21 protein-coding genes are annotated in these 23,479 nt (G+C 36.5%); 7 read left to right on the top strand and 14 right to left on the bottom strand.

The features are described from left to right. Positions 1-2: 2 nt before the first annotated feature. Positions 3-830, bottom strand: coding sequence for a glycogen/starch synthase (locus ACJAT0_RS01850; RefSeq protein WP_415180282.1), 828 nt, complete (start codon positions 828-830; stop codon positions 3-5). A 108-nt stretch (positions 831-938) separates the two neighbouring features. Between ACJAT0_RS01850 and panC the strand changes: the two genes are divergently transcribed. The 6 genes from panC (at position 939) to ACJAT0_RS01820 (ending at position 6,975) form a co-directional block, all read left to right on the top strand. Next, positions 939-1,796 (top strand): pantoate--beta-alanine ligase, encoded by an 858-nt coding sequence (gene panC / locus ACJAT0_RS01845; RefSeq protein WP_415180281.1) that lies wholly within the window; start codon positions 939-941, stop codon positions 1,794-1,796. A 480-nt stretch (positions 1,797-2,276) separates the two neighbouring features. Beyond that, positions 2,277-2,627, top strand: coding sequence for an aspartate 1-decarboxylase (gene panD / locus ACJAT0_RS01840; protein ID WP_374002748.1), 351 nt, complete (start codon positions 2,277-2,279; stop codon positions 2,625-2,627). A 27-nt stretch (positions 2,628-2,654) separates the two neighbouring features. Further along, on the top strand, positions 2,655-3,614 hold the full coding sequence (locus ACJAT0_RS01835; RefSeq protein WP_415180280.1) for a lysylphosphatidylglycerol synthase transmembrane domain-containing protein: 960 nt from the start codon (positions 2,655-2,657) through the stop codon (positions 3,612-3,614). A gap of 30 nt (positions 3,615-3,644) precedes the next feature. Continuing rightward, on the top strand, positions 3,645-4,817 hold the full coding sequence (locus tag ACJAT0_RS01830; RefSeq protein WP_415180279.1) for an alpha/beta hydrolase: 1,173 nt from the start codon (positions 3,645-3,647) through the stop codon (positions 4,815-4,817). 1 nt (position 4,818) lies between these two features. After that, positions 4,819-6,189, top strand: coding sequence for a DNA repair protein RadA (radA, locus tag ACJAT0_RS01825; RefSeq protein WP_415180278.1), 1,371 nt, complete (start codon positions 4,819-4,821; stop codon positions 6,187-6,189). 243 nt (positions 6,190-6,432) lie between these two features. Further along, positions 6,433-6,975: a TlpA family protein disulfide reductase gene (locus ACJAT0_RS01820; RefSeq protein WP_415180277.1), complete on the top strand. Its 543-nt coding sequence runs from the start codon at positions 6,433-6,435 to the stop codon at positions 6,973-6,975. A 69-nt stretch (positions 6,976-7,044) separates the two neighbouring features. Here ACJAT0_RS01820 and ACJAT0_RS01815 read toward each other — a convergent pair whose 3' ends face one another. From ACJAT0_RS01815 to pdxA, 9 genes are all read right to left on the bottom strand, one after another. Then, the gene (locus ACJAT0_RS01815) at positions 7,045-7,542 is read right to left on the bottom strand and encodes a hypothetical protein (RefSeq protein WP_415180276.1); all 498 of its coding nucleotides are present in this window, start codon (positions 7,540-7,542) and stop codon (positions 7,045-7,047) included. After that, positions 7,505-7,798 carry a hypothetical protein gene (locus ACJAT0_RS01810; RefSeq protein ID WP_415180275.1) on the bottom strand — a complete coding sequence of 98 codons (294 nt, stop codon included), beginning with the start codon at positions 7,796-7,798 and terminating at the stop codon, positions 7,505-7,507. The genes ACJAT0_RS01815 and ACJAT0_RS01810 overlap by 38 nt, the downstream gene beginning before the upstream one ends. A 148-nt stretch (positions 7,799-7,946) precedes the next feature. Further along, positions 7,947-11,354 carry a hypothetical protein gene (locus tag ACJAT0_RS01805; RefSeq protein ID WP_415180274.1) on the bottom strand — a complete coding sequence of 1,136 codons (3,408 nt, stop codon included), beginning with the start codon at positions 11,352-11,354 and terminating at the stop codon, positions 7,947-7,949. Between the two features lie 307 nt (positions 11,355-11,661). Beyond that, complete coding sequence (gene accC / locus ACJAT0_RS01800; protein ID WP_415180273.1) at positions 11,662-13,008, bottom strand: acetyl-CoA carboxylase biotin carboxylase subunit; 1,347 nt, start codon at positions 13,006-13,008, stop codon at positions 11,662-11,664. A gap of 91 nt (positions 13,009-13,099) precedes the next feature. Next, a complete protein-coding gene (gene accB / locus ACJAT0_RS01795) occupies positions 13,100-13,585 on the bottom strand; it encodes an acetyl-CoA carboxylase biotin carboxyl carrier protein (protein ID WP_415180272.1) in 486 nt (161 codons plus the stop codon). A 15-nt stretch (positions 13,586-13,600) separates the two neighbouring features. Further along, the gene (locus tag ACJAT0_RS01790) at positions 13,601-14,602 is read right to left on the bottom strand and encodes a beta-ketoacyl-ACP synthase III (protein WP_415180271.1); all 1,002 of its coding nucleotides are present in this window, start codon (positions 14,600-14,602) and stop codon (positions 13,601-13,603) included. A 149-nt stretch (positions 14,603-14,751) separates the two neighbouring features. Continuing rightward, positions 14,752-14,949, bottom strand: a complete 198-nt coding sequence (gene rpmF, locus ACJAT0_RS01785; RefSeq protein ID WP_374002796.1) for a 50S ribosomal protein L32 — start codon at positions 14,947-14,949, stop codon at positions 14,752-14,754. A gap of 2 nt (positions 14,950-14,951) precedes the next feature. Beyond that, complete coding sequence (locus ACJAT0_RS01780) at positions 14,952-15,491, bottom strand: YceD family protein (protein WP_374002797.1); 540 nt, start codon at positions 15,489-15,491, stop codon at positions 14,952-14,954. Between the two features lie 62 nt (positions 15,492-15,553). After that, the gene (gene pdxA / locus ACJAT0_RS01775) at positions 15,554-16,603 is read right to left on the bottom strand and encodes a 4-hydroxythreonine-4-phosphate dehydrogenase PdxA (protein WP_415180270.1); all 1,050 of its coding nucleotides are present in this window, start codon (positions 16,601-16,603) and stop codon (positions 15,554-15,556) included. A 59-nt stretch (positions 16,604-16,662) separates the two neighbouring features. On the opposite strand from pdxA, the gene ACJAT0_RS01770 reads away from it, so the two are divergent. Next, a complete protein-coding gene (locus tag ACJAT0_RS01770) occupies positions 16,663-17,247 on the top strand; it encodes a riboflavin synthase (RefSeq protein WP_415180269.1) in 585 nt (194 codons plus the stop codon). A 475-nt stretch (positions 17,248-17,722) separates the two neighbouring features. Here ACJAT0_RS01770 and ACJAT0_RS01765 read toward each other — a convergent pair whose 3' ends face one another. The 4 genes from ACJAT0_RS01765 to ACJAT0_RS01750 form a co-directional block, all read right to left on the bottom strand. Then, positions 17,723-19,348 (bottom strand): S8 family peptidase, encoded by a 1,626-nt coding sequence (locus ACJAT0_RS01765; protein WP_415180268.1) that lies wholly within the window; start codon positions 19,346-19,348, stop codon positions 17,723-17,725. A gap of 29 nt (positions 19,349-19,377) precedes the next feature. Continuing rightward, complete coding sequence (locus tag ACJAT0_RS01760) at positions 19,378-20,232, bottom strand: MBL fold metallo-hydrolase (RefSeq protein WP_415180267.1); 855 nt, start codon at positions 20,230-20,232, stop codon at positions 19,378-19,380. 77 nt (positions 20,233-20,309) lie between these two features. Next, entirely contained in the window at positions 20,310-22,526 is a 2,217-nt protein-coding gene (locus ACJAT0_RS01755; RefSeq protein WP_415180266.1) for a SulP family inorganic anion transporter, read from the bottom strand. Further along, positions 22,523-23,395 carry a universal stress protein gene (locus ACJAT0_RS01750; protein WP_415180265.1) on the bottom strand — a complete coding sequence of 291 codons (873 nt, stop codon included), beginning with the start codon at positions 23,393-23,395 and terminating at the stop codon, positions 22,523-22,525. Before ACJAT0_RS01750 ends, ACJAT0_RS01755 begins: the two co-directional genes overlap by 4 nt. Positions 23,396-23,479: the final 84 nt, after the last annotated feature.

Raw genomic sequence — 23,479 nt, 5'->3', positions numbered from 1 at the left:
TCTTAAGCTTCTTCTTTTTCGTTTAAAACTTGATCAAGATAGAATTCTTCATAAGCATCAGCAAACTCTTCTGGAGCAAAATACTTTAAGATAGGCTTATCCACCTGTCCCTCTATATATTGATCGATCTCAGGATCTAACTCCTCACTACCTTTAATAATGGCATCGCTATATTTAATCGCACTTTTCATTAAGTTAATGTAAGTAGGATCGTGAAATTGTTCCAGAGCTTCATCATCTAATGCATCATATTGAAGTTTCTCAATCATCTCATCATCTAACGCTCCTTCAAACGATTGATTATAAATGGAGGTAACTATTTTACTTTCTTCGAATAATGGGTCGTTACCATAGTAATTCTTAAGGTATAATGGCAATAAACTAGCTAACCATCCATGTACATGAATGATATCTGGAGCCCAATTCAATTTCTTTACGGTCTCAATAACTCCTTTTGCAAAAAAAATGGCACGCTCATCATTATCTGGGAAAAGATTTCCATCCTCATCAGTTAATGTAGCTTTTCTTTTGAAGTAATCTTCGTTATCGATAAAATAAACTTGCATGCGTTCCTTAGGAATAGAGGCTACTTTTATAATAAGCGGCATATCTAAGTCATTAATGATTAGGTTCATACCACTAAGGCGTATCACCTCGTGCAGTTGATGTCTTCTCTCGTTAATATTACCAAATCTCGGCATGAAAATACGTATCTGACCACCGCGATCATTCACCATCTTCGGAGCAAAATAAGACATCGAAGACGCCTCTGTCTCAGGTAAATATGGTATAACTTCAGATGATACGTATAAAACTCTTTTTTCCTTCATAGATAAATTTATTGTCGCCTTACTTCAAGCAGGTTGCAAAAATAAGCATTTTCTTGCACTTTGCTTTGTAAACCTTATGTTTGTAGGCGGTACCTTATTTAGACTGTAATGATTTTTGAATCTCATAAACTACTCACAAAACATCTTAAAAGCACTGTTATAGGCTCTAAATCTATAGGGCTTATTCCTACTATGGGCGCTCTTCACGATGGACATATTTCCTTGATGAAAGAAGCTGTTTCTCAGTGTGATCATCTGGTCGTTTCGATATTTGTTAACCCTACACAATTTGAAAATAAAAAGGATCTCGAAAAATACCCAAAAACAATCTCTAAAGACATAGCGCTTATTAAAAAGCATATAGATGCCAATAAATTAACTATTTATGCACCAAGTATAGAAGATGTTTACGGGAATGACACCGCTTCAAAAGAGTATCATTACGATGGTTTGGAAAAGGTCATGGAAGGTGCCAATAGACCGGGACATTTTAATGGTGTCGGAACTATTCTAGAATTTCTTTTTACAATTGTTGAACCAGACAAAGCCTTTTTTGGAGAAAAAGATTTCCAACAATTGCAAATCGTTAAAAAACTGACAGAAAAACTTCAGTTAGAAATTGAAATCATAGGTTGCCCTATAAAAAGGGAAGCTCATGGACTCGCTATGAGTTCTAGGAATGAGCGACTATCTATCAAAGGAAGAAAAAAAGCAGCTTTTATTTATCAAACGCTTTTGAAAGCACAAGAGTATTTTAAAAACAACAGCATTACAAAAACCCAGGAGTTCGTAAAAGATACTTTCTCAAAACAAGCAGATTTTAAATTAGAGTATTTTACTATCGCAAGTGAGGAAACTTTACAACCTGTTGTAACTCGCAAATACAAAAACTATCATTACATGGGCTTTATAGTTGCGCATCTTGAAGGCATTAGACTTATTGATAATATTTCTTTACCCCAGTGATCAAGTAACCACCTCAAATTCGATAACACCAGAGGTATTGATCCATGGAAAATTAGGTTTTATATAGAACCTATTGCGGTATTTACCTGTAAAATTCATTTCTTAAATCAATTTGATAGGTTTCTACTTCACTCCAAATCAAATCTGCTTCAAATTCCACAACCATCACAAGTGCTATCATCAAGAGCCAGAAAAAAGGACCATCAAACTCCCCTTTCATTATAATTAATTCTTAGTCACCTATCCGCTCTGAACCTTCACCTGCGATAAATGGTGCTCTTGGATTTGATGTTTCTATAAAAAAGCTTCAATCACTTTCCAAAAAATTATTTTAAAATGGAATATGCCACCCTATAATTAAACTGCAAACATCTGTCTGACCTTTTTAAAAAATTTAGCCCGCAAAATTTCCTTGCTTAGATTCCTAAACTATTTTTCCAAACCCAATTCATACTTTGTTACAAATCGTATCTTTGCACCATGTTAATTACAGTTGTAAAATCAAAGATTCACCGCGTTAAGGTAACGGGAGCAGACCTTAACTATATAGGAAGCATCACTATTGATGAAGACCTTATGGACGGTGCAAACATCGTAGAAGGCGAGAAAGTGCAAATCGTAAATAATAATAACGGTAATCGCTTAGAAACCTATGCCATTCCTGGACCTCGCGGCAGTGGTGAAATCACTCTTAATGGTGCAGCCGCTAGAATGGTTTCTAAAGGTGATGTACTCATCCTTATTTGCTATGCCCAAATGACTATGGAAGAAGCAAAGAAATTCAAACCTAAACTTCTTTTCCCTAATGAAGCGGACAACAAGCTTTCTTAACTAGTGAAGAAATTGCTTTTCAAAATATTGAAAATTACCCTTCCCTTGTTATTGGGCTTTTTTCTTATTTATCATTCCTATTATCAATTTACAGACCAAGAGCGAGATACCGTTTATTCTTATCTCCTAGAAGCAAACTATTCCTGGATTATTCTTGCCGTTATTTTTGCTTTTCTAAGTCATTTATCCAGAGCCTGGAGATGGAATTACATGCTAGAAACCTTAGGAACAACACCTAAATTTATAACTAATGTTATGGCGATTGGGGCAGGGTATGCCATAAACCTTATCATTCCTCGCAGTGGCGAGGTTTCTAGAGCTGCTATTATTAACCGTTCCGATCATGTTCCCTTAGACAAAGCAATTGGAACCATAATTGCAGAGCGTGTTTTAGACCTGATCCTCCTATTAATCATTACTGTAGTCGCAATTCTTAGCGCTGGAAACACTATTCTCAATTTCTTTAAAGACCGCTTGAATTCTGCTTTCGCAAAAGCGGAACTATCAAAAATTCTACTCTATTCTGGTGTTTTCATAGCGGCCATCCTTTTAATTTTGTTGATCTCAAGACGCATCAGATTATACCATAAAGTAAAAGGTTTTGTATTAGGAGTCAAAGAAGGTTTTATGACCATCTGGACCATGAAGAAAAAATGGCTATATTTCCTACACACCTTATTTATATGGGGCATGTATGTACTCATGTTTTACATTAGTATTTTTGCTATCCCTGGAATTGCAAGCCTACCAGTAAGCGCCATTTTGTGTGCCTTTGTGGCAGGTAGTTTTGCCGTAGCGTTTACCAATGGCGGTTTTGGTGCCTATCCTTATTTTATAGCTCAAGTACTTCTTTTTTTTGGTGTTTCAGAAACTTTAGGAACCTCTTTTGGATGGATTTTATGGCTTTCGCAGACTTTAATGATACTTGTTTACGGGTTGATATCTCTCCTATTATTATCTTTGAAAGGAAGTGTTTCACATAAATAATTGTAAATTCCGCTCACTTAATTTTGTCTGATGAAGAAAATACTCATAGCTCTTGCCATCACCTTATTTATGGGACAGGCAGCAGTCTCTCAAGCGTTGTACCGAGCTTTTCCCAGTGATGTTCTGGGAGAAGAACGCAATGTAAAGATCTTAAAACCCAGAAATTATTCTCGGAATCCCGAAAAAACATATCCGTTAATTATTGTACTGGATGGAGACTTCCTTTTTGAACCAGTTGCTGGTACCGTAGATTACCTCTCCTATTGGGATCAAATGCCAGAGTCTTTTGTAGTGGGAATCAACCAGCGAGAAAGCCGTTATGATGAATCTCAGATCAATCAAGAATCTGGTTTTCCAGAACCACAAACGCTTAAATTCATGGACTTTGTTATGGAAATAAGACAGACCATGTTAGAGGAGTATCGAGTAGCTCCATTTACGGTAATAGTGGCAAAAGATATCACAGCAAATGTTGCCAGTTATTACCTGATGCGTAAAAAAGTAGCCATAGACGCCCTGATTCAGATTGCTCCAGAATATTCTACACTAGTTCAAGAAAACTTAATGAATAAATTAAGTCTGCTAGAGGAATACAACTATTTCTATGTAGCCACACCTGAGCATGACGAAAGTATTAGCAAACTGATTACCGAAAAAACTGACTCGTTATTTGGGAGTAAGAAAAATTTGAATTTGAAACATGAAAAAATAGAAGGCTCCAATAAATACAATGTTGCTGCTCATGCCATACCTCGTGGCTTAGACTTTATTTTCAAAGAATACCAACTTATAGACGAGGAAAAACTCATCAATGAAGACGTTACCGAAGAGGTAAAGTTTGAAGACGATGAAAACAAAAAAGGAATGGTGCGCGTGATCGATCGCATTCTAGAGAAGTACCGAATGATCAAGGAAGTTTATGGAATTGAAATGAAACTACGTCTTATAGACCTCGTTACTATTGCAGACTATGTAGCCTCTAAGGAGGATTGGGAACAACTCATAGACATAGGTGATCTTGCGCACAAAGCATATCCAGATATTCTCTATGGCCGTTATGTAGAAGGACTAGGTTATGAAGGATTAGGGAGGCCTTCCAGGGCCATAAAAGCATTCAATGCTGCTTATAGTCTAGAGCCCGCAGTGGGAATTACTAAAGATGATGTGCTCGATAAAGTAGAATTACTTCAAGAAAAAGAGTAACATGGCCAAAGTAAAAACAACCTGGTTTTGCCAAAATTGTGGCACCCAACATTCTAAATGGCAGGGGCAGTGTTTGACTTGTAAAGAATGGAACACCCTGGTAGAAGAGGTCGTTCAAAAAGAAATTAAAAAATCCTGGGAAAGTGCTGTTGAGGAGGTTCCGCTTTCGCGAAAGCGTGCCCCACAATCACAATTGATTTCACAAATCAATGCTGCAGAAAGTCCCAGAATGGACACCACAAATGCAGAATTTAATAGAGTGCTAGGCGGTGGACTCGTTCCTGGATCCATCACCCTTTTAGGTGGTGAACCCGGAATAGGAAAGTCTACCTTATTGCTTCAGGTATGTCTAAACCTGCCCTATAAGACACTCTATGTATCCGGAGAAGAAAGTGCTCAACAAATTAAAATGCGTGCCGACCGTATTAAAGAGGATGCGGTAAATTGTTACATACTTACAGAAACCAAAACTCAAAACATCTTTAGACAGATCACAGAAGTACAACCAGATGTTCTTATCATTGATTCTATACAAACCCTCCAGACAGATCACATAGAAAGTTCGCCTGGAAGCGTGTCACAAATAAGGGAATGTACCAGCGAGCTTATCAAATTTGCTAAAGAAACCAATACGCCTGTTCTTCTAATAGGTCATATTACCAAGGATGGAAATATTGCTGGACCTAAAATTCTAGAACACATGGTAGATACGGTGCTTCAATTTGAAGGAGATCGCAATCATACGTACCGTATTTTGAGAGCCTTAAAAAATCGTTTCGGTAGTACGCACGAGATTGGGATTTATGAAATGCTAGCTCATGGATTGAGAGAAGTAGTGAATCCTAGTGAAATTTTAATATCCCAGCGTGGCGCTACCTTAAGCGGCACCGCAATAGCTGCCACCATGGAAGGTATGCGACCACTCATGATAGAGGTACAGGCCTTGGTAAGTACCGCGGTTTATGGAACACCTCAACGCAGTGCGACTGGTTACAACCTTAAAAGACTGAACATGATTCTAGCCGTGCTGGAAAAAAGGGCTGGCTTTAAACTAGGTCAGAAAGATGTGTTTCTAAATATTACAGGAGGAATCACTGTGGATGATCCTGCCATCGATCTTGCCGTTGTAGCCGCGATTCTCTCTTCTAATTTTGACATAGAACTGTCTTCACAACACTGCTTCAGTGCAGAGGTAGGTTTAGGCGGAGAAATACGACCCGTGAGCCGCATGGAACAACGTGTGAATGAAGTAGCAAAACTAGGCTTTGAAAAAGTTTTTATCGCTCCAGGAAAACAAAGTTTTAAAAACATAGGCACAGAAGTACAAGCCTTTTCAAAGATCGAAGATTTAGTTAGATATTTGTTTGCGTAATAGGAATGAGGATTGAGGAATGAGGAATGAGGAATGAGGAATGAGGAATGAGGAATGAGGAATGAGGAATGAGGAATGAGGAATGAGGAATGAGGAATGAGGAAAAATTAAATTTTCTAGAAGAAACACACTAGAAAAAGCGGAATTTAATCTGCTAAATAATAAAAACGCTGAAAGTGACAAAATAAATCCCTAGCGGCAGACTTCCGTCTGCCTGTGTTGAGATATAAATTAAAACATATTATGAAAAAGTTATTTATCATTATCGCCGCAATATTCATCACCAGCTGTGGAAAAAAAGCTTCTCAAACAGTAGAGAATAAGCCCCTTATCAAACTCGCAGAGGCTGATATATCGAGCGATGAAATTGTTCACTTGACCGATCTTGAAGACAATTATTATACGCTAGATCAAATTCTAGCAGATCATAAAGGGAAAGTCGTTTATCTAGACATCTGGGCAAGCTGGTGTGGCCCTTGTAAAGCCATGATGCCTTATTCTGAAAAGCTGCAAGAAAAATACAAAGACAAAGATGTTGCCTTTTTATTTATTTCTATTGATCAAAATATTCAAAAATGGGAGCAGTCTGCAAAGAGTTTTAATTTAATGGAGAATAGTTTTCTGGCTCGTAATTATCCTAAGGCAAAACTCTATCAAGACAATAATGTAAATTCTATTCCCAGATACATGTTATTTGATAAAACCGGCCGCCTCGTAGATGATAACGCCAGAAGACCCATAGAGAAAGACCTTCAAACTACTATTGATGGATTTCTTGCGATATAGACTAAATTTTTAGACATTTAAAAAAACGGATTAATTCTCAGACCTCTATTTAAACCAATTAGCAGGTGGCTAAAGAACGATGGAAAACTCGCTATAATTACCTGTCCATATATGTCCACTTGTAGCGCTTGTATTATTCACGCTGTCTATGGCGATTATACGTGACCCTGCAATATTTGCAATATTTGCATGATATTTGTAGCCAAATCTCATAAAGAAATCATTTTTTAAATTTACAAAAGTAGATAATTCTAGGTTATAACCACCAAACAATGACTGTTGCGTTTCTTCAAAAAAATTGTTGTAAACAACGCTATTATTAATACTTACATCAAATTCATCTGTTCCTTCTGTAAAGCCACAGTGAATTAATTCATAACCTACTCCAATAGTAAAATAAACTTCATCACTAATTCTAGCAACATAATCTACAGCAATTGGTAAATGATATGTCCAGTTAGGGCTGTCCAATTCATCAAAAACCACCTGTCTAGGTATGTCATTAAATCCTGCTGGTATTACAGCAAATTCATTTAAAATAGTGTTTTTTTTTTGCAGATAGACCAATTCTGAAATTAAATTTATTAGACTGATATATATTATAGTCAAAACCAAAAGTTAGAACGTTTACTTTTCTCCACTCATATGTAATTAAACTATTAGGTGCATTTTTGTAAACAGATTGATCTAGACCTATTTTTAAACCTACCGGAAAAATTCTATTAAATAAGTTTTCTGCGTGTCTTTTATTTTCTTGTGAATAAGAAAAACTACTTGCAGTTATAAAAACGGCAAGTAGTAATAAATGGTTTTTCATTTTCATGAAAATATTTTAATACCAGCCTAATACTACTTAATTTTACTACTTACATTACCGAAATAAATTTCTTGCTTTTTTTTAATAAAATTAAATATTTAACACTTTTTATACATTTACTAATGGTTTTTAATCCGCAAAAGGCATTTTACTTCTAAAAAAAAGCCTTTAACTGCACATTACCGGTATGCACTGTTCTGGCGGTTTCACTATTGCGACCGCTGTAACTCAGGTTTAAATCTAGAAACTTAGTAATGTTTTTTTGGAAAAGCAGGGTCCAAGTAAAGTTAGTCCCTGGCTGCAATCCTTCGAGCATTTGAAAACCTACTGGAGAAAAAGCCTGCCCTTCAAAATCGTTTTTTACATATTTAATCTCTCCATTTACAGCAAACTTTTGAGCTTTATTAAAGGCCCAGGCGACCCCTATATTTTGCTGACTTAAAAGGGCTATTTCATTGATTTGATTGTCTTTATTCTGGTATTGATAAAACAACTCAACCCTATTGCTATTATCAAATAAATAGGACAATTGAGGCTTTAACAACAGATCATTGATCTCATAATTTCTGTTGCTAAAATTCTCGCTACTGCTGGTATTAACACCAGATTGTGCATTTACCGTAATCAACCAGGTATCCTTAACCTTGTGTAAAAATCTCAATTGATGACTTTCTATGTCGTTTGAAATACTCCCTATACTTTGTAAATTTTCATTTGCCGTACTCAAATAAGTGTAGTTAGTGGTGAAATTTTGCTTGCCTCGGTTAAAGAATAAACTGTTTCTAAAACTTAAATTAAGCCCTAGTTGCTCCTCACTACTTTGAAATGGATTGTGATTGAATTTCTCTCCTTCTCTAGCCACCATGCGATCTATTAAATAACTAGCCTGGTTATAAAATTGAGAAAGAAACTTTTTATAGCCTTTTTCATCGGTCCAGGAGATGGGGTTTAGAGTCAGCGTTTGAGAAAATTTGTTTTGGTGCGTGGGCAAGAAGACCTGATTAGGCAATAAGATCCTTACAAAACTCGCTTGATCTTGAAATTGAGCGACTTCAAATTCATTGAGATCTTGAATTCCGTCACCATTATAATCGATCCATGTAAAAGTTCCCTGACCAGGATTTACAGATACATAGGTAAAATCCTGTCTTGGAATACGCGCGCTATTGGTTTCATAAGTGGTGTTCCACAATATTTTACCACCATAAACCTTACGTTTGTAAAGAATTCTAGAATTAAAAGAAACCTCGTCTGAAATACCGTCAAGTGCGCTTTTTAATTTTCGGTAATTGGCATAAATAAGTAAATTACTGATCTTGTTTTTAATGGGTTGTGATTTTATATAATAATTATTAGAACTATTCACCCTAGAAAGATTTCCTTCTCGCAAACTATCATTTACTCTATTTCTGTATCCTATTTGTACAAAAGTGGTTGTTGTATCACCGCGCCCAGCATATACTTCATAACCTGTGAATTTTTGTGATAAACCAGTGAGTTGATTTGTTGCAAACAGCCGCTGTTGGTTATCTTCATTCTCTAGTCGCGTCCCTATATAATAGGAGTTGATTCTCCTTAAAACGTCAGCATTTATTCTATTGAATTTAGATTCTTGTCCTGTAGATTTTGTATCCAGCACGCTTCCGCTAAAGCGAGCCTTCCATAAACTATCCTGATAAGTTCCAGCTATCTCATGCCTGTTCCCTTTGTAAAAGTCGTCAAATTCTAAATGTTCCAATCGGTACGAAGCCGTTATGGTAGAGTCTAGTTGATAATTAAGTCCTAACGTGGTGAACAACTGGCTTCCTTGCGTTGTTTCTATATTCCAGTCTCGATTAAATTCAATATTATAAACACGTTCAACATTTCTAAAATTCTCTTGAATGTAATCGGTATTAAGCGTCACATTTAAAGACTGCAAACTGTCTTTTTTCAAAAGCTGTTGCTGTAGCGCAAGCTTTACCGCAACACCTTTATTATCATCGTCATCAATAGAAGAGAACTTATTCAAATCCTTATTACTAGCTGCCAGCTCTGTAAAAATAGTAGTCCCTGACATAGGCTGATAGCTTGCTTTAACTCCAGCAATAGTTAATATTTCTGGAGTAAACAATTGAATAACTGGATCATAACTTCCTTGAGAAACCCCATTTACAGGAGCAATGTATTCATAAATATTTGCAATAGCCTGGTCATTAACCAATAGGTAATTTCCCTGATTAGCTCCTAGAAAACTAAATCTTACATTGAAAAGTTGCACCGTTCTATCTTGTGAAAAAATAAATCGTTCTTCACCATTCACTAGTTCTCTGCGGTAAAGGATCTGATTTTCAGAAAAATCGCTTGGTGTCGAGCTGGGCGCAATGGCAAGATCTGGATCATCACCAGCTTGTATTAAAATAGCTACTTGATCTTCACTTAAATTTTGTTGAAGTGGTTGATTCTTTGCATCACTCTCCGTATATACGTAACTGTCTACTTGGAGCTTTGCAGACTTAAAACCACCTTTTCCATACCCTATGAATCTGGTAAAATTACGCTCGCTGTATTGATATTCTATAGAAATACGCATCTCGCTGGTAATAGGAAATGTGGGTGTAAACCTTAGTTCTCCAGCATTGTAATCTATGACATAATCTTGATTCTCTCCTCTTTTTAAAGGGACACCATTTACAAAAACACGCTCACTTCCAGAAACCACTAGAATAAACAACTCCCCATTCTGACCTGTGAGCTTGTAAGGACCTTGATTGCCTTCCTGTCCTGTAAACCTACTTATATTAAAAGTGCCTCGTACCAAGGCTCCTGCAGCTCCTGCATAACCAGAAGAGTCCTCTCCATTAAATTTTACTTGTCCAGAAATTCCTTGAACACGTTTTGTAAAGTTATTAAATTGGTAATTCTCTTGGATTAAATCCACATCTCCAGCCCTTATATTCCAATCGTCACTGTATAACTCTATAAATATTTGATCAAATTCATCCAGCCTTTGAGAGTATCCATTTTGGGTTTGCGGCACGTTTGCATCTTGAATAGAAGCTCGAAGAGAAACCTTATCACTCAATTTACCAGTAATCCTTAGATCAAGTTCAGAATCTACAACGCTGTTTTGATTGTTCCCAACTCGCACACCTCTGGTAATACTTCCAGAAGTTTGTAACCCGTCAAAAGGTATAAAGTTAGTTACTGCGGTAGGTTTTTGCAGCGCCACTAACTGCTCTTGCCTGCTGTCATTGTCTAAAATAATAGACGGATCATAAAAGCGGTAGGTTTTAGTAAGGAAATTAGGGAGAGGTAAATAAGTGACGTCTATAGAATCAGTTCCTATTTTCATTTTATTTTTGAAAGTTAAAATTGACGTAGAGAAATTAATGCTATAACTAGAGCTGTCGATAGGGATTCCTATTTTGTCTACCACTTTAAAATAAGCAGGACTTATACTGATAGAATCTAATGGAATAGAATCTCTAACGGCTACACGTTTCTTTTTTAAGTTGGTATATTCCTGTGCATTTGCTATAAAGCAGCAAAACACTAGAATAAAAAACAACTTCAACTTCATAATTATACCATTTAAGGTTTGAACTTACCACAGTAAAGTTCTTTTTTATTTTCTACTTATATGCTTAAATACATTCTATGCAGGCAAGTGCGGCAATAGTAATGTCTTTCATTTTACTGTTTCAAATAAATAAATGACCTAAGTTTTATTTTCCAGCACATTCAAAATTCAACTAGATTTACTTAGAACAGTTCCTCTTCAAAAATATTTCAATTAGCTAGTACTATAGTCTCATTTGAAGTTTAATTGCATAAAAAAACCTATCTAGATGTACCAGATAGGTTTTGTGAATAAAAGGGCTGTCTCTTTAAGCCTGAGGCTTCATTTTAAAGGTATCCATAAATGCAGTCGTATAGTTACCAGCCACATAATCTGGCTCATCCATAAGCTGTCTATGGAACGGGATGGTTGTTTTAATTCCTTCTATGACAAACTCATCTAGAGCACGTTTCATTTTATCAATAGCTTCCTGACGTGTTCTTGCGGTTGTAATCAATTTGGCAATCATCGAGTCGTAATTAGGCGGAATAGAATACCCAGCATAAACATGCGTATCTAATCTTACACCGTGACCACCTGGAGCGTGTAGTGTTGTAATCCTCCCAGGTGAAGGACGGAAATCATGATACGGATCTTCTGCATTTATTCTACACTCGATGGAATGTAAAGCAGGCTCATAATTCTTTCCAGAAATCTTAACTCCAGCAGCGACTAGAATTTGCTCTCTAATAAGGTCAAAATCGATGACTTGCTCCGTAATAGGATGCTCTACTTGAATACGGGTATTCATTTCCATAAAGTAGAAATTTCGGTTTTTATCAACTAGAAACTCTACGGTACCCGCACCTTCATAAGCGATAAATTCAGCAGCTTTAACCGCAGCTTCACCCATCTCCTTACGTAATTTCTTAGTCATAAATGGAGAAGGCACTTCTTCAGTAAGCTTCTGGTGACGTCTTTGTACAGAACAATCGCGCTCACTTAAATGGCATGCTGTTCCATAGCTATCTCCTACCACTTGTATTTCAATATGACGTGGTTCTTCAATGAGTTTCTCCATGTACATATCGTCATTTCCGAATGCTGCTTTAGACTCGTAACGAGCACTATCCCACGCATCTTGAAGATCTTCTTCGTTCCATACGGCACGCATACCTTTACCACCACCACCAGCAGTTGCCTTTAACATAACTGGATAACCAGTTTCTTTTGCTATTTTAATACATTCTTCGAAATCTGCAATAATTCCTTCAGAACCTGGAACACAAGGAACCCCAGCTTCTTTCATAGTTTTCTTTGCCGTAGCTTTATCCCCCATTTTGGAGATCATTTCAGCACTAGCACCTATAAATTTTATTTGATGTTCTTCACAAATACGAGAAAAGTCAGCATTTTCTGAAAGGAAACCATATCCTGGGTGGATGGCATCTGCATTTGTTATCTCTGCAGCACTTATTATATTAGACATTTTTAAATACGACAAATTACTAGGAGGCGGCCCTATGCATACCGCTTCGTCTGCAAATTTAACGTGGAGACTTTCAGCGTCAGCAGTTGAATACACCGCCACTGTTTTGATTCCCATTTCTTTGCAAGTGCGTATAACTCTTAAGGCTATTTCCCCACGATTTGCGATCAATATTTTTTTAAACATGATATTTCTTTTTAGTTAAGGTGCAGGCTGTTCTCCCGTTTTTGCAAAACGGAAAAAACAGACTCTAAGACATAAAAAATCCTTCTGTTTTTTAAGAAGGATCTACTAAAAATAATGGCTGATCAAATTCTACAGGTGAGGAATCGTCAATAAGCACTTTTACTATCGTACCTGAAACTTCACTTTCAATTTCATTGAAAAGTTTCATGGCTTCAATAATACATAAGGTATCACCTTCTTTAATACTGTCTCCTACCTCAACGAAAGTAGGTTTTTCTGGAGATGCTTTTCTATAAAAAGTTCCAATAATGGGAGATTTTACCGTAATATAATTATTTTCACTAACATCAGTTGCTGAAGGTGCAGCTGGAACATCACTTGAAACAGGAGCGGCTGGCGCTTGAGCTTGTTGAGGTGAAGTCATTTGCATAGGAGCTGCTTGAGAAACATAAGTTACATCGCCAGCTTCACTACCGGTCTTAATGGTGATTTTTATATCTTCCATTTCTAATTTTACCTCACTTGCTCCAGATTTTGCAACAAACTTGATTAAATTTTGTATTTCTTTAATGTCCATAAATTAGGGTGGTTATTAGGTTTGCTTATCGTAAGCCCATGTTAATAAGATAGAACCCCATGTAAATCCACCACCGAAGGCAGCAAATACAAGTCGATCTCCTTTCTTTAACTGGGTCTCATATTCTTTTAATAATAATGGCAACGTAGCACTCGTAGTATTCCCATACTTATGAATATTAATCATTACCTTTTCTTCAGGGAGGTCTACTCTTCTGGCAGTTGCATCAATAATACGTTTATTTGCTTGATGTGGCACTAACCAATCTATGTCCTCATTAGTCAAATTGTTGCGTTTAACAATCTGCTCCGTCACATCGGCCATTTTTGACACGGCATATTTAAACACGTTTTTCCCATCTTGAAAGACGTAATGCTGTTTGTTATCTACTGTTTCATGAGAACTAGGTAATAGTGAACCGCCAGCGTCTATTTTAAGAAAATTACGTCCAATACCGTCACTGAGCAATATTTCATCTTCAAAACCATAATCTTCAGAATTAGACTCAAAAAGAACCGCACCTGCACCGTCACCAAAGATGATACAAGTGGCTCTATCCTCATAATTTATAATCGAAGACATTTTATCAGCGCCTATCAAAAGCACTTTCTTGTAACGTCCCGACTCTATGTAACTAGTTGCAGTACTCATTCCAAAGAGAAAACCAGAACAGGCCGCCATTAGGTCATAAGAAAATGCATTAACCGCTCCTATTTCTGAAGCCACAAAAGCGGAAGTAGAGGCTACCGGCATGTCTGGTGTTATGGTAGCTACTAGAACTAAATCTATGGTTGATGGGTCTAAATTAGAACTTTTTATAAGATCCTTAGCTGCTTGAATAGCCAAATAAGAAGTCCCTTTATCAGCATCTTTTAGGATGCGACGTTCTTTAATCCCTGTACGAGAAATTATCCATTCATCGTTTGTATCGACCATGGTTTCTAAAATGGCATTTGTAAGTCTGTACTCTGGAGCAAAGGCACCTACTGCCGTTATCGCCGCTTTGATATTACTCATACTGGTGAAACTAATAATTTATTTAGCGCTTGAAAGCTACTAAAAAAGCTCTAGAAACCATAAAAAATGACACATTTATAATAAAAACGTGTCATTTTTATGATTTCCTGTAAAAAACGAATGTTTCTTACGAAAAATATAATTCAAATTTAAGCCTCAGCGACTTCTGTTTTATCAATAAGAACATTACCTCTATAATATAATTTGCCTTCATGCCAGTGTGCTCTGTGATAGAGGTGGGCTTCACCAGTTGATGAATCTGTAGCAATTTGAGGAACTGTTGCTTTGTAGTGAGTTCTTCTTTTGTCTCTTCTCGTTTTCGAGATTTTTCTCTTAGGATGCGCCATGGCTATAAATTATTATCCGTTTTTAATTTCTTTAATGCTTCCCATCTGGGATCTATTTCTTTATTACTATTCTCTTCTGGACTTGAAACACTTAATTCCTCCAATTTATCTAATACATCTGATTCCAAGGAACCGTCTTCAACGCCTGGATGAACTCTTTTCTGAGGCATCGAAAGCACAAGCATTTCGTATACGTACTGAGAGATATTGAATTCATAATCACCGTGTGAAAGGATCAATAATTCTTCATTATCATCGTTAAAAGCATCTCCAAATTTGATAACTAAGTCCATAGAAGTATCTACAGCTAAGTCAAAAGGCTCATTAGTAACATCACAATTCACATTAACTGATCCAGTAGCTTTTAAAAGAAGGTCCATAATGGTATTTCTTTTATCCAACTGGGCATCGATTACAATAGATGAACTATTAAACTCTTCAAATTCAAAATTTTCAAAAAACGTATTATCTACCTCGTACTTAAACTGGTGTTTACCTTGCTTTAATCCTGCAAAAGATAATATAAAAGCTTTAAGTTCCATAGTCCTACTCTTTCAAAGAGCGGGCAAAGATAATAAAAGTTATTAAAAACTCAGTGTTAATATCATCTTCGTTTACGAGAAAGATTTTTTAATGGATTCTCGTTCAGTACTTCATACTCTTTACGTTGGCGATAAATCTTAATTGCTACATGAATAGCTGCAATAAATGATTCTGGACTAGCCTCACCTTTTCCAGCAATATCGAAGCCTGTCCCATGATCTGGACTTGTTCTCACATGACTTAATCCCGCAGTATAGTTTACACCATGCCCAAAGGAAATTGTTTTAAAAGGTATCAATCCTTGATCGTGATAACTTGCTAAAACTGCATCAAACTCTTTGAATTTCTTGTTTCCAAAGAAGGAATCTGCCGCATAAGGACCAAAAATAATGTTTCCATCTTCTCTTAATTCCTCTAATGCCGGAATTAATGTGTCCTGATCTTCTGTTCCTATAATACCATTATCTCCAACGTGTGGATTTATACCCAAAACTGCTATTCTAGGTTTCCTAATTCCAAAATCCTTTCTAAGCGACTCCTTTATGGTACCAATTTTTGTCTTGATCACTTTTGCATTGATATTTGAAGGAACATCTTTTATGGGAACATGATCGGTAAGTAGTCCTACTCTTAATTCATCAGAAACCATAAACATTAAGCTTTCACCATCTAACTGCTGATTCAAATAATCTGTGTGTCCTGGAAATTTAAAGTTATCAGAATGAATGGACTCCTTGTTAATAGGAGCTGTAACAAGCACATCTATCTTATTTGCCTTAAGAGCTGCTGTGGCCGCTTCAAGACTTTTTATGGCAAGTTCTCCAGCTTCCTTGCTCACTTCACCCCATTTTACTACAAAAGGTTCTTTGATTAATCTAATTACATTAAACCTTCCTGGAACAACATCTTCCAATTTAGTAATTCCGTGAATTTTAGTTTTTAAATTAAATATTTTTACGTAAAAAGAAAGCAGTTTAGTGCTGGCAAATACTACTGGAGTAAATATTTCTAACATTCTAGGATCCTCAAATGCCTTCAATATAATCTCTCCTCCTATTCCGTTAGGATCACCTATGGTTATTCCTACTTTGATATTCTCGTTCTTATTCATGTATTGAGCTCTTTTAAGCTTATTTTTGTGTGTATAAAAGTAAAGTTTTTTAATCAGTTATGTTTACAGGAATTATAGAGAGTGCTGCAAAAGTTGTCCTACTTAAAAAAGACAATACAAATTTACATATGAGTCTGAGTTGCGACTTGACTCAAGAACTAAAAATTGATCAAAGTGTAGCTCACAACGGAGTCTGTCTTACGGTGGTCGCCATCGATGGAAATCAATATACCGTGACGGCAATCGAAGAGACCCTAAACAAAACAAATATAGGAACCCTCAAGGAAGGTGATATAGTGAACATAGAGCGAGCTATGAAAATGAATGCGCGTCTAGATGGTCATATTGTTCAAGGTCACGTAGATCAAACTGCCATATGTACTGAGGCAATTGACAATGATGGCTCTTGGATTTTTAGTTTTGAATATGATTCTAAATTAAATAATGTAACTATTGAAAAGGGTAGTATTTGTATCAACGGAGTAAGTCTAACTGTGGTAGACTCAAAAGTAAACTCCTTCTCTGTTGCTATTATCCCTTATACTTATGAACACACAGGATTTAAAACTTTATCAGTAGGGGATAAAATCAATTTAGAATTTGATGTGATCGGAAAATATGTAAAAAGGTTGATGAGTCTCTAAATCTCTTTTTTAACACTAGGGAGAGTTACATAGAGGATCAAAGCAACTGCTACGATTAATAAAATCCAAATACTCGTATCCAATGGCACTGTACCTCCTGGAGGAGAAACGTCCATTTTAGCAGGGACATCTGGGGGTGGTGGTGCCTGCTGAAGCAACATCATACAAAAAGAGGAAAATTGAATTAATGTCATTGTTTATATTAAATACCCGTAAATTTAACTATTAAAATGAAAAAGGGCAAAAAAGATTTATAATCTATTGATTATATCTAATTTTGTTGTACTTAATCGGTTTTCATAAATTTTTAATCGGTAACAAAAGACGGATAGAAAAAATAAACAAAACCATTATGACTAATTGCAGTTCCTTTAAGGGCTTAAAGGAATTTACATTTTACTTATACTATTATAAAAATAGCGATCAATTTTAAAAGTGAAAATTGATCGCTACTACTAATAAAATAGACTCTTTATTACAAGCTAGAAGCGAGAATCAATGCGTTGTAAAGATTCACCATTTTCCCAGAAACTGTCGTTTCACCAAAGGACTTCATATCTGCCTCTTTACCGCCTAAAATTACTCTTGCGCTGGTTGTAAGACCACTATCCATTATCACCTGCTTTACTTGTGAAGCCTTAAGTTTAGGATATTGAGATCTTATAACAGCAGCTACACCAGCAGTTGCTGGAGAGGCCATAGAAGTACCTCCTGCGTTGCGGTATTTATTATTAGGCGCTGTTGAATAAATGGCTACACCTGGCGCAAATACATCTACACTACTTTTACCGTAATTAGAAAAACCCGCAATTAGACCGGACCCATATTCAAAGTTTAATGCTCCTACGGTTATAAAGTTATCAGAAATCTCTTCACCTACAAGCACCTGGTCTTGAGGGTATACTTGAGTAAAATCGGTATCTAAACCTTCATTACCAGCTGCATTTACAAAAAGAACATCTTTAGTTTCGGCATATTTAATAGCATCCCAAACCCATTGCGCATTAGGGGAATGGTATTTACCAAAACTTCCATTGATCACCTTTGCACCGTTGTCTGCTGCATATCGTATTGCTTTAGCAATGTCCTTGTCATATTCATCTGCTTGAGAGACGGCTCTTAAAACCATAATTTTTACATTATTTGCTACCCCATTTGCCCCTAGACCATTGTCACGCTCTGCAGCAATAATTCCCGCCACGTGGGTGCCGTGAAATGCGTCTGCTTTTTCTGGATCTGGACCAGAATATTCATTGTTTCCATAAACTGGAGTATCCCATGTATAAGCATCATCATTAAGAATGTCTTTACGGTAGTTGGTTTTAAGTTTATCTCCGTTTAAAAGAGATACCAGCCCATCTACTTCTCCTTGCAGCAAATCGATTAGATTTTTAAAACTATCATATTGTGGGAAAACTCTTCCAGCGATCCCTTTAGCTTGCTCTAAGTCTTGATCATCTTTTGCGTCAACAGCATTTATATCCTCTAAGGTATAATCTTTCTTCCCTGTGGCTATTTGAAGTTTTGAATCAAAACCTTTTACAGCTGCAATTTGCTGCTCATAAAATGCTTTTTGTTGTTTTGCTTCATTAACCTTACCATCGTACTCCTTTTGTGCTTTTGCAACCATCTCTTCCGGTAGCATTGCCTTGTCTCTCACAATTCTTTCATACTCTAAGTTTTCATCTACAATGTCTCCTAGAAAGTTCCAACCATGAACATCATCTATATATCCATTATTATCATCATCCTTACCATTATTAGGAATCTCGCCTTCATTGGTCCAAATGACTCCATCTAGATCTTCATGTTCAATATCTATACCAGAATCGATTACTGCAACAATAACGGTCTCCCCTTTTTTGCCTTTTAATAGTTCCGTATAAGCTTTGTTGATACTCATACCAGGAATAGTATCGGTAACTAGGTCATAGTCCTTCCAGTTTTGAGCTTGTTCTTCTGTAAGCGCTTGAGTCTTTAAAGGTGTACTATCTATATTTCCTATAGGAGGCGATACTATTGCTCCACCACTACCACAACTAGCTAATAAACCTGCAGCTGCAACGGTTAACAAAGTCGATTTTAAAATTGAATATTTCATCTGTTATTAATTATTGTTTTGATTAATTTTTATACTAAGTCTTTAAACCTAAAAGTTTTATCTAGCCTAACACCTTTCTCTGTATGTTTTACAGTTATTATTTCATTATACGGATCGTGCTCTAGAATAAGGTAATACCCCTTTGTTGCCGCCTCCTTAAGAAAGGTTTCTTTTTCTCCAAGGGTAAGCAATGGTCTGGTATCATAACCCATAACAAAAGGCAAAGGTATATGTCCTACAGTAGGAAGCAAATCTGCCATAAAAACAAATGTCTTATCCTTTATATGAATATGCGGAATCATCATTTTTTCTGTATGTCCATCTACAAATAGAATATCAAAATCCATCTCATTTTGTTTCTCAAAAGAACTGCCCTGAGAAATAAAATTCAATTGACCGTTTTCCTTTATGGGGTTGATGTTTTCTGACAAAAAACTAGCTTTCTCTCGGTTGTTAGGCTCTGTGGCCCAGTTCCAATGACTGGAGTTGGTGTGGATTTCCGCTTTCGCAAAAGCGGGCTCAAAAAAATCACCCTGAATACTTTTCTGAATGACACCACCACAATGGTCAAAGTGCAAATGTGTCAGAAAAACATCTGTAATATCATCTCTAGAAAAACCTTTCTCTTTCAAAGAGCTATCCAAGTCAAATCTATGGTCCATATAATAATAGCCAAAAAACTTCTCTGACTGCTTATTACCCATACCTGTGTCTATAAGGGTAAGCCGGTCTCCATTTTCAATAAGCAAGCATCGCGCTGCCATATCAATCATGTTGTTTGAATCTGCAGGGTTAGTGCGCGTCCATAAGCTTTTAGGAACAACACCAAACATGGCGCCACCGTCCAACTTAAAATTACCAGCTTCTATCGAGTGTAGTTTCATAGGTGATGCAAAATACGAAATCAACCGTATTATAGACAAAGGCTTTATGAAAAAATAAAAAAATTAATTCCTTTCCACTAAATATAGAGGCCTTCTTCTCTCAAAACGATTTCGGCCAATCTTTCACCAAAGGCGAGCAATTTCTTAATCTCCTTGACACCAGCCGTGCGTTGCGATCTAAAAATAAGTAAGGAATTCCCATCAGATTCTACGTGGTAATAAGAGTTGCTTTCAAAAAACCTCACCAGATCATCATTGAAGTAGTTTTGAACCATTTTAGGTTTATCTCCTAGTAAGTAAAAACGCTTAGAAAAGTCAGAATGATTGTCGATAGGAATATCATCATAACCAGCAATAGCATAGAGACGCTCCATAAATCCTTCTCTATCTAGTGTGAATTCTGGAATCTGATGATTGAGTTTTATATGTAACATTGTTGTTCGCACGTCTTCTTTTGCGATAAATTCACCTTCAGAATAGTGAATGTCAAAAACGGAAAAAGAGTGATCCTTATTAAACAATCTATTGTAAACTTTTTCAATACGCTTCGTCCTGAAATATATAAAATCGTCCAATACTTCCGTATCCTCCTTTACATCTGCCTCGTAATTCAAGGAATAATCCTTTGCAATCTCTTCTAAGGTGGTCTGTCTTTTAGTAAGATTATCTGTAAGAAAAGGGATTCCTGGAATCAATCTTCTTAGAGCAAACGGATGCTCTGAATCCGTACCGTGAAGATCTAGGCCTATAATTTCTAAATGTCCACCACGTTTATGAAACACTTCTTGATAAGCGCTTAGATTCTCCATTACGGTATGATCTACAAACTCGCACAATGACAGGTCTAAAACAGCATCTTTAGTCTCCGGTATAGCATTTAATTTTTCTTTGAGCTTATAAAAATTTAAAAAAGTACAATAATGTTTTACATGTATGTAGTAATTCTGATCGCCTCGCTTTTCTTTAAACATCAACACGTTAGGCTTGCTCCAGTTTTTGATAAAAAGCTCTAAGTCTTTGTTGATTATCACATGAATGACAAAGGTCATGAATACCCCTGACAAAATTCCAGAGATCAACCCTACAAATAGGGTCACTAGTAGCGTTGTGAAAAAAATAATAAGTTGCTCTTTACCTATTTTAAATATCTTAGCTATGTTTCTAGGAGAAGCAAGTTTGTAACCTGTATACACAAGAATAGCCATCAACGCAGGCAAAGGAATGCGAGTCAATTGCGTGCTAAAAAGCAGTATAAAGATCACTAAAAAGGTGGCATGTGCAAAGTTGGAAGAACGGTTACTTCCTCCATTATTGACATTTACAGAGCTACGTGCAATTACAGCAACTACATTAAGACCCCCTAAAAAACCACTTCCTACAGTAGCTATCCCTAGCGCTTTTAAATCTCTGTTTACATTAGACCTTCTTTTTTGGGGATCTAATTGATCTACCGCCTTAATACTTAATAAGGATTCTATACTGGCTATTAGAGTAATGGCAAGAACGCTACCCCAAAAACCAAAAGAATTTACCAAACTAAAATCTGGCTTAGGAATATCTGATAGAATTTGTGCTCCAGTAGGAATCTCAGAAATCATGTAATCTGGGTCTACTGGATGGGGCTGCTTCAATACCAACTCATAAAAATAACTACAGCCTATCGAAAGCAGTACAATCCACATAGGTGCTGGCACCAGATGAAAATATTTGTTTCTTATTTTAGGATAAAACACCATAATTGCTAATGCAAGAATACCAGCTATTGCAGCATATGTAAAACCAGAATTGTCATAGGAAAAGGCCCCTATAATCGTAGACGGAATAGCAATAAGGTACTCCACGCTACCTCCTAATTTCATTTCATTCCCCATCATGATATGAAACTGTTTCCCAAGAATAATAAGTCCTATAGCCGCGAGCATTCCTTGAATAGCACTAGACGGGAAAAAGTCTGCTAGTTTTCCCATTCTTAAGAAACCCAAAAGCGTTAACAACGCCCCAGAGCATATGATAGCTGCATAAGTGCCGTTCAAACCTAGAGTAGCTACAGCAACTAAAATCACTCCTACCAGACCATTACCTGGCCCTGAAATAGTCACATGACTACCCCCTAAAATAGAAACTACAACGCCTCCCACTACAGCAGCTATAACACCTGCAATAGGTGGTGCATCGCTGGCCATTGCAAGGCCCAAACCTAATGGTAAAGCAATAAGACTTACCACAAAACCACTAAAGATGTTTTTAGGTAATGCTTTAAAAAATCCTTTGATGTCTGTTTTCTTTTTCGTCATCTTATAATAAGTACATCCGTAGGTAATTCATTTAAAATATGTTCCAAATCGTGCGGGAAAAATCTATGGAGAAAACTGGATTTCTGAGGGGCATTCATAACTAGGAGATCGGCGTGTACTATTTCAGCATAATGACCTATAGAATACCCTCGTTGTCCAAAAATGGCTTGTGTCTCGATATGAATATCTTTCTTATGCTCCTCAGGAATATGGCTTAAGATTTTGCGCACTCTTGTTTCTTCCTGCCTTTTTAATTTCTCTTGCAACAAATTTGCTTTGCGTAAACTCTGGTCATCATCCACTTTAATAGATACTTTTTGTCGTTCTATTTCTTCAACAATGGTCAGTTGATTGCAGCCCAATCTATGCGCGACAAAAAAAGCAGTTTCTATGGTACGTTTTGTGTGCGCGCCTTTTAAACCACTTACCACCATGTTTTTGCATGATTTTCTTTCTACCCTAGGATTAGTAATCAAAAGTACCGAACAAATGGCTTTTCTCGTGATTTTGCGAGCGATAGAACCCAAATAAAATTTTACAAATTTCTCTTTTTTCAGGGCTCCTAGTAGCAAAAGGTCTATGTTGCGTTCTTTAACCGTTTCTAATATCACTTCAACAGGGTCGCCTTCCTTAAAGATCACTTCATACGATAATTGCTGTTGTCCACAATTACCTATAAATGTATCAATACGTTGGATTTTATCTGCACTTGCCTTTCCCACGTGAATGAGAGATAGCTTTGCTCCCATCATGCAGGTTAATCTTGCTGCTTCACTTATGTTTGGCTCTAAAGTAGGAGAAAATGCGATTCCTATCGCTATATTTTTAAATGGGGTATCACTCAATGATAAATATTTGATTAAAATCATAAATATAGGCTTATTTCGCTTTCGCGAAAGCAGAACAATAATAGAACCGATTAAAAAGGTCGTAATTTTAATAAAAATTAAGAA

Source organism: Nonlabens sp. (assembly GCF_047636915.1).
In the GTDB taxonomy this organism is placed as follows: domain Bacteria; phylum Bacteroidota; class Bacteroidia; order Flavobacteriales; family Flavobacteriaceae; genus Nonlabens.
Note: the sequence above shows the minus strand (reverse complement) of the source record. Positions and strands in the feature narration are given on the sequence as shown.

Coding starts and splice junctions, on each gene's coding strand:
- panC (WP_415180281.1), top strand. CDS start 939: ATGATTTTTGAATCTCATAAACTACTCACAAAACATCTTAAAAGCACT.
- ACJAT0_RS01820 (WP_415180277.1), top strand. CDS start 6,433: ATGAAAAAGTTATTTATCATTATCGCCGCAATATTCATCACCAGCTGT.
- ACJAT0_RS01810 (WP_415180275.1), bottom strand. CDS start 7,798: ATGAAAATGAAAAACCATTTATTACTACTTGCCGTTTTTATAACTGCA.
- ACJAT0_RS01765 (WP_415180268.1), bottom strand. CDS start 19,348: ATGAAATATTCAATTTTAAAATCGACTTTGTTAACCGTTGCAGCTGCA.
- ACJAT0_RS01770 (WP_415180269.1), top strand. CDS start 16,663: ATGTTTACAGGAATTATAGAGAGTGCTGCAAAAGTTGTCCTACTTAAA.
- ACJAT0_RS01750 (WP_415180265.1), bottom strand. CDS start 23,395: ATGATTTTAATCAAATATTTATCATTGAGTGATACCCCATTTAAAAAT.
- ACJAT0_RS01780 (WP_374002797.1), bottom strand. CDS start 15,491: ATGGAACTTAAAGCTTTTATATTATCTTTTGCAGGATTAAAGCAAGGT.
- pdxA (WP_415180270.1), bottom strand. CDS start 16,603: ATGAATAAGAACGAGAATATCAAAGTAGGAATAACCATAGGTGATCCT.
- panD (WP_374002748.1), top strand. CDS start 2,277: ATGTTAATTACAGTTGTAAAATCAAAGATTCACCGCGTTAAGGTAACG.
- rpmF (WP_374002796.1), bottom strand. CDS start 14,949: ATGGCGCATCCTAAGAGAAAAATCTCGAAAACGAGAAGAGACAAAAGA.
- radA (WP_415180278.1), top strand. CDS start 4,819: ATGGCCAAAGTAAAAACAACCTGGTTTTGCCAAAATTGTGGCACCCAA.
- ACJAT0_RS01790 (WP_415180271.1), bottom strand. CDS start 14,602: ATGAGTAATATCAAAGCGGCGATAACGGCAGTAGGTGCCTTTGCTCCA.
- ACJAT0_RS01805 (WP_415180274.1), bottom strand. CDS start 11,354: ATGAAGTTGAAGTTGTTTTTTATTCTAGTGTTTTGCTGCTTTATAGCA.
- accC (WP_415180273.1), bottom strand. CDS start 13,008: ATGTTTAAAAAAATATTGATCGCAAATCGTGGGGAAATAGCCTTAAGA.
- accB (WP_415180272.1), bottom strand. CDS start 13,585: ATGGACATTAAAGAAATACAAAATTTAATCAAGTTTGTTGCAAAATCT.
- ACJAT0_RS01755 (WP_415180266.1), bottom strand. CDS start 22,526: ATGACGAAAAAGAAAACAGACATCAAAGGATTTTTTAAAGCATTACCT.
- ACJAT0_RS01830 (WP_415180279.1), top strand. CDS start 3,645: ATGAAGAAAATACTCATAGCTCTTGCCATCACCTTATTTATGGGACAG.
- ACJAT0_RS01760 (WP_415180267.1), bottom strand. CDS start 20,232: ATGAAACTACACTCGATAGAAGCTGGTAATTTTAAGTTGGACGGTGGC.
- ACJAT0_RS01850 (WP_415180282.1), bottom strand. CDS start 830: ATGAAGGAAAAAAGAGTTTTATACGTATCATCTGAAGTTATACCATAT.